At 66.1% G+C, this 5,719-nt stretch carries 4 protein-coding genes; 1 reads left to right on the forward strand and 3 read right to left on the reverse strand.

Features of this window, described 5'->3' with window-relative positions:
* Positions 1-253 precede the first annotated feature (253 nt).
* Both ACWDS7_RS46040 and ACWDS7_RS46045 read right to left on the reverse strand, forming a co-directional pair.
* Positions 254-3,583, reverse strand: a complete 3,330-nt coding sequence (locus ACWDS7_RS46040) for an NPCBM/NEW2 domain-containing protein (RefSeq protein ID WP_451934444.1) — start codon at positions 3,581-3,583, stop codon at positions 254-256.
* A 259-nt stretch (positions 3,584-3,842) separates the two neighbouring features.
* Entirely contained in the window at positions 3,843-4,085 is a 243-nt protein-coding gene (locus tag ACWDS7_RS46045; protein WP_451934445.1) for a hypothetical protein, read from the reverse strand.
* A gap of 231 nt (positions 4,086-4,316) precedes the next feature.
* Here ACWDS7_RS46045 and ACWDS7_RS46050 point away from each other — a divergent pair, with 231 nt between their 5' ends.
* Positions 4,317-4,724 (forward strand): hypothetical protein, encoded by a 408-nt coding sequence (locus ACWDS7_RS46050; RefSeq protein ID WP_451934446.1) that lies wholly within the window; start codon positions 4,317-4,319, stop codon positions 4,722-4,724.
* A 49-nt stretch (positions 4,725-4,773) separates the two neighbouring features.
* Here ACWDS7_RS46050 and ACWDS7_RS46055 read toward each other — a convergent pair.
* Positions 4,774-5,719 (reverse strand): DUF4158 domain-containing protein (locus tag ACWDS7_RS46055; RefSeq protein WP_451934447.1); only part of this gene is annotated, 946 nt, incomplete at its 5' end.

Consider the following 5,719-nt stretch of genomic DNA (forward strand, 5'->3'; position numbering starts at 1 on the left):
GCCACGCGCCGGGCGCGGCGCCGGCGGCTGCGCGAGCGAGCAGAGCGCTGCTGCCGAAGATGAGCAGAAGGTCCTCTCAGGGTTCGGGCTGGGTGCGGTGGGTCTGTTCGAGGCGTTCTTCCGCCGCATCAGGGCCGGGCAGATCCCCCGGTATCCGAGGTTCAAGGGCCGGAGGAGTGCCTGGCGGCCGTCGTGGGCGCGCCTTTCGCCTCCGACGGGTCGCCCTGGAAGAGCTCCCCGCCGGTCTGGCGCATTATGACATCAGCTTTGCTCCCGCCCAGTCGGCGTGGTCGCTGTTGATCCCGTCCCCCGCATCCGTCACCTTCAGCACCAGCGAGGTCACCCCGGCCACGCTGACGTCGATGGAGGCTGCCGCGCTGGACGGAGTCATCGCCGACGGACTCTGGTACAGCTTGACGCCGTCGCCCCAGACCTCGAACGTGACCGTCGCATTCGCGCCGACCTCGTCATCGACCCCAATATCCGATTGGAATCGGGAATAGGCGCCGTTCAGGGAGTAGGTGATGCTGCTCGTCGCATGCGTGCCTATCCCCTTGGCGTACGTGGTCCCGTTCAGGGTGATGGTGTGCCCATCGACGCTCCGGTCCTTGTGAAGGGTGCCCCACCCGATGGTGGGAGTACCGGTCCAGTTCAGATCGCTGAGGAACACCGCAGCGCCGCTGGAGGTGGTGACCGTGACCGCATTGCTGGCACCCGACACGTTCCCGGCGGAGTCCTTCGCCTTCACCGTGAACGTGTACGGCGTCGCAGCCGACAGCCCGGTCGCCGTGAAGCTCGTGCCCGTCGACGAGCCGGCCAGTGCCGTCCCGCGGTAGATGTCGTAGCCCGTCACCCCGACGTTGTCGGTCGATGCCGTCCAGCTCAGCCGGGTACTGCTCGAGGTGACGTTGCTCGACACCAGGTTGGTCGGCGCCGTCGGCGCCTGGGTGTCCGCACTGACAAGTCGAGCGTTCGCCCAGTCGGCGTGGTCGCTGTTGATCCCGTCTCCCGCATCCGTCACCTTCAGCACCAGCGAGGTCACTCCGGCGATACTCACGTCGATGGACTGGGTCGGGCTCGACGCCGTCAGCGCCGACGGGCTCTCGTACAGCTTGACGCCGTCGCCCCAGACCTGGAACCTGACCGACGCGCCCGCGGAGATCTCGTCGTCCACGCCGACCTCCGCCTGGAACTTCGCGTACCCGCCGTTCAAGGTGTAGGTGATGGCGCTGTTGGCGTGCGTGCCGATGCCCTTGGTGTAGGCGGTCCCGGCCAGCTTGATGGGGTTTGAGTCGACGCTTCTGTTCTTCTGAACGGTGCCGAAGTCGCTCACGGCATTGACCCAGGTGAGATCGCTCAGATCGGCTGTCTGCCCGTTTCCGCTGATGGCGGTGGTGACGTTGACCGGGTCGCTGGCCGCCGAGTTGTTGTCGGCAGCGTCCTTCGCCTTCACCGTGAACGTGTACGGCGTCGAGGCGGAAAGGCCGGTCGCCGTGAAGCTCGTGCCCGTCGACGAGCCGATCAGCGTGGTGCCGCGGTAGATGCCGTAGCCGGTCACGCCGACGTTGTCGGTCGACGCCGTCCAGCTCAGATCCACGCTGTTCGAGGTCACCTTGCCTGTCGCGAGGTGGGTCGGTGCGGTGGGGGCCGTGGTGTCACCCCCTGGGTTTCCAGCGGTCGCGGTCACCGACGCGCCGGCGGTCACCGGCACCGTCACGTACGAAACCGTCCGGCCGTACAGCGACTTGGTCTGCGGCGTCTGCGGGGTGCCGTTCACGCTGATCGTGGAGAGGGTCCCGTAGAACTGGGCTTCCCAGGTGATGGTGGAGCCGGAGTTGTTGGTCAGCGTGGAGGCCGTCGTGCCGGTGTGCTTGAGCTTGAGGTCGTTGCCGCCGACCTTGAGGTGGTTGATTTCCACCCACGGCACCTCAGAGGTCAACCGCGGGACGGTGGCCACCTTGTTGTGCGGGGCGTCCGGTTGCACCCCCATCATGCCGTCGATGGTGCTGCTGACCACCGTGAACGAAATTTCCGGATATCCGTTCTTGTCAGCCATGAGCTTCTTGAGCCACGCCCAACCCTGTGAAGGCCGGTTGTACTGGTAGTACATCTCCGGCAGATAGGAGGTCGCCTCGACATTCAGGTCGTCGTCATTGGCGGCGATGAAGTCCAGGTAGTCACCGGTCCTGGCGCCGTGGTCGCCCAGCCCCGTCAACATCATCAGGAAGCTGGCCTCATGCCCCCAACTGCTGTAACCCTTGCCGTCGGCGTCCTTGCCGCGGATGTAGCGGTTGGCCGCAGAGTCCCACCAGTCCGTCTCGAAGTGGTCGCGTACCCGCTGGGCACGGTCGGCCCACTTCGCGCTGTTGGCGTTGTCGCCCTTTGCCTTCAGGATCGCCGAATACGCGACCATCGACTGGTACTGGTAGCCCAGCGCATCGGCGGCGGAGACGAGATGTTCGTTCGGGAACTCGAAGAATGTCGCCGTGTATTCGCCAGGCTGCAGCTTCGCGACCGGCTGCTCGTTGGAGGGATTCGCGTCGTTCCACGTCACCTTGTGGTTGGCCAGAAACGGACCCATGGTCGAGTCGTAGTACGCCGAGAGGGCCGGGTCGTTGATCCAGTTCTGGTTTCCCGTCCACTGGTACTGCTTGTAGGCCTTGGCCATCACGTTGAACGGTGACGGCAGTTCCCGAAATCCCGTGCCGTCGATGTAGTACATGCTGCCGTAGGAGCTGTGCGCCCAAAGCGGCCAGCCGTTCTGGCCCGGATCGTCGGCATCGCCGGCGAACGTCTTCAGCATGGCGAAGGTTTCGTTGTCCAGGCCAAGCGCGTGCGCGCCGTCCGACTGATGGGCGATGTCCCTGTTGTAGAAGGACTCCCGGTTCAGATAGGCGCCCCAGTAACCAGGCATCACCGTGGTGTGCGTGGAATCCTTCAGCCGCCACCACTCCGGTTCGTGCCCCATCATCGGGTTCCCGGGGTAGAACGTCATGCCCAAGGCCCGGTTCTTGCCCCAGGTGAAGCCCTCGTTCAGCGCCGTGTTCGGTGAATCGATGCTCAGTGTGCTGGCCGGCGGACCCACGTACTCCTGGATTGTGATCTTGTCGACGCGCGGTGTCTCGTTGGCGGACGCGGCCGTCAGCTTGATGGTGTCACCGCTGTTGAGCGTGACTTTGCTCGACGTGTGGGTGTCGATGTTCGCGGGATCGGTGTAGTCGCGGCCGTTTCGCTGCGACGTGGCCCACGAATCCACGGTGGTGGAATTCACCGCGAGCGTGTAGGTGACTCCACCTGCGGTTTTTCCGTTGTAGCGCGTGATGAGGTCGTAGGTGCCGGTGGCGCCGCTGAATGCCTTGGTGGCGGTGCTCGACTGGCCGGAAACGCCCTGGACGTAATTCACGGTCTCGACCGGCGCGCCGTTGAAGGTGTGCTCCACGCTGACTGTCGTGAAGTTGGACAGCGCCATGCTCTCGGCCTCGACAACGTACGACTGCGCCGCTCCGGCGGGTAATCCGGGGAGGGCGGACACGGCAAGGGTCGAAGCCAGTAAGGCCAGGAGCGCATGGGTGAGACGGCGCATCTGAAATCGATCCCTTTCGACGAGGAGCCGGGGCGCTGCGTTGGAAGATGTTGAACTATGGGGCCTATTGAGTGCTTCACAAAGATCAATGTCAACAGTTGTTTAGTTGGACGCGGGCGGCTATTCTCCGCGCGTCCATATGCGTACGCGTCGAGGCAGCCTGCCTCTCGGCATGGATCAGCTCGATCGAGCGAAAACTTTCATTGAACTCTTGCAAGAGGGGGTGTAACGTCCTGGCCAACACCACACCCCGCAGGAGTCACTCCATGGATTGGCAGAGGAAGAGGTAGGTGGCCATGGCGGTCAGCGCGGGCCACATGACCGGCAGCGCCACCTGGACGAACAGCCGCGGCCGTCGGCGATCGGGCCGGTGACGATGGGCAGGAAGAAGCCGAGCCGTACGAACGAGCGGAACCGTAGTAGCGCCGAGTTGAACGCGACCGACATCACCTTGGGAAACCGGGCCCATGTCTACGAACACCACCACGACGCGCTCGGTCACCGTCGAGGTCGAGCTCCCCGAGCCGGGCATCGAGGAGCTTCGAGACGGGTCTGCGCGCGGGCGGAATCGGGCCTGCATGTGCGTGATCACTCACACGGCAGACCGAGATCGTTATCGCAGATGACCATGCGGAGTCAGCCATCCCCGAAGGTCTCCCGTCCACGCTCCACGGGGAGTGTGAGGCCGGAAGCCGCGGATACTCGGCAGTTGTCTGCGGTGGACCGTCACGGAGTGCGCAAGCGCACGATCCGGTTCCGATGTTCCTCACACCCCGAGTTCCTCACCGGTCCCCTCGCAGGCAGGCACGACCCGGCCGGACACGGCGCCGCCCTGTTCGCGTTCTTCGCAGCCATGGCGGAGCCCGAGCGCGACTACATCCGCGACAAGCCCCTGGAGGGGCAGGAGACCGCCCGCACAAAGGGCAAGGCCATCGGCGGGGTGCCGGTCTCCGACGACATGCTCGCCACCGCTGTGCGCCTGCGGGACACCGAGTACCTGTCTCTGCGGGAGATCACCTCCCGGCTTGTCATCCGCACCGGCAAGAAGCGCGGCCAACCCCCTTCACCCGCCACCGTCATGCGGATGCTCCGCGAGTACGACGCGCAGACTGCTACAACCCGGGTGGAGTCTGCAGGCTGACCTGCGGATCAGTCCTTCGCGTTGTTTTCGGCGAGAACCACTGGGATCCCTAGACTTCAGGGCCTACAACGACCACGTTCCGACGGCAGCCATCATCCGAACCCGGTTGATCATCGAGGACGACCACCTCTTCGACGCCTGTGTGGAGGCGGAGCGCCATTTCGACATGGACACCTACGAGCAGGGCTACAGGGAAGGCGTCCAGGGCCTCGTCGATCGCCTTGGCCTCAAGGTGGCGCATCACCGCGGTGAGCATCGCCGTGCGTTCCGGTTCCGCCGCCCGTTCCAGCAGCGGTGCCTTCGACCCCAGCGCGTAGCGGGCCGGCGCCGCCGTCCGGTTCGGCGGGATCTGCGACAGCTTCAGCCGACCGAGCCGGTAGGCGCCGATCTCGTCCACCGGCTCCAGCGCGCGGGCGAACGCGGTGCCCGTCGTCCGCGTCGGCGGCCGGCGCAGCCGCTCCAGCTCCGAGAACCGGGAGCCCTCCGGCGTCTTCAGCGTCGCCACCAGGTCGCCGGGCAGCGCCGGGTCCGCCCGCCGCGCGGCCCCCGCGACCGTGGCGTGCAGCCGCTTCTCCGCGCCCTTCCGGGCCTCCGACACCTGCCGGGCCGGCACCGGCACCCTAGGCAGCAGCACCCGGTGACGGCGCAGCCGGCCCACCGCCTGGTTGAACAGCGCCACCGGCCCCTCGGCGTGCGTCCACGCCCGCCCGTGCAGGGACGTGCGGAACCGCCGCGACCACTCCGCATCCTCGTACTCGTGGTACTCGTAGGCGTCCCGGATCTCCCACGCGTGCTCGTACGCCGTCGGCTTGCGCTCGGTGTACGGCTTCACGCACGAGACGTCCGCGATGCCGAGCTGCGCGGCCAGGTGCTCGACCACGGCCCACGGCACGTCCAGCGGGTCGTCCGGGAGGAACCGGCCGATATGGCGCACGGTGCACATCTGAAGGGCGAACCCGAGCCGACTGTGGTCCCCGCGCCGCTTCGCGATCAGC

Source organism: Streptosporangium sp. NPDC003464 (assembly GCF_053588315.1).

Excerpts from the sequence above, each read along its gene's own strand:
- ACWDS7_RS46040 (WP_451934444.1), bottom strand. The coding sequence starts at position 3,583 with ATGCGCCGTCTCACCCATGCGCTCCTGGCCTTACTGGCTTCGACCCTT.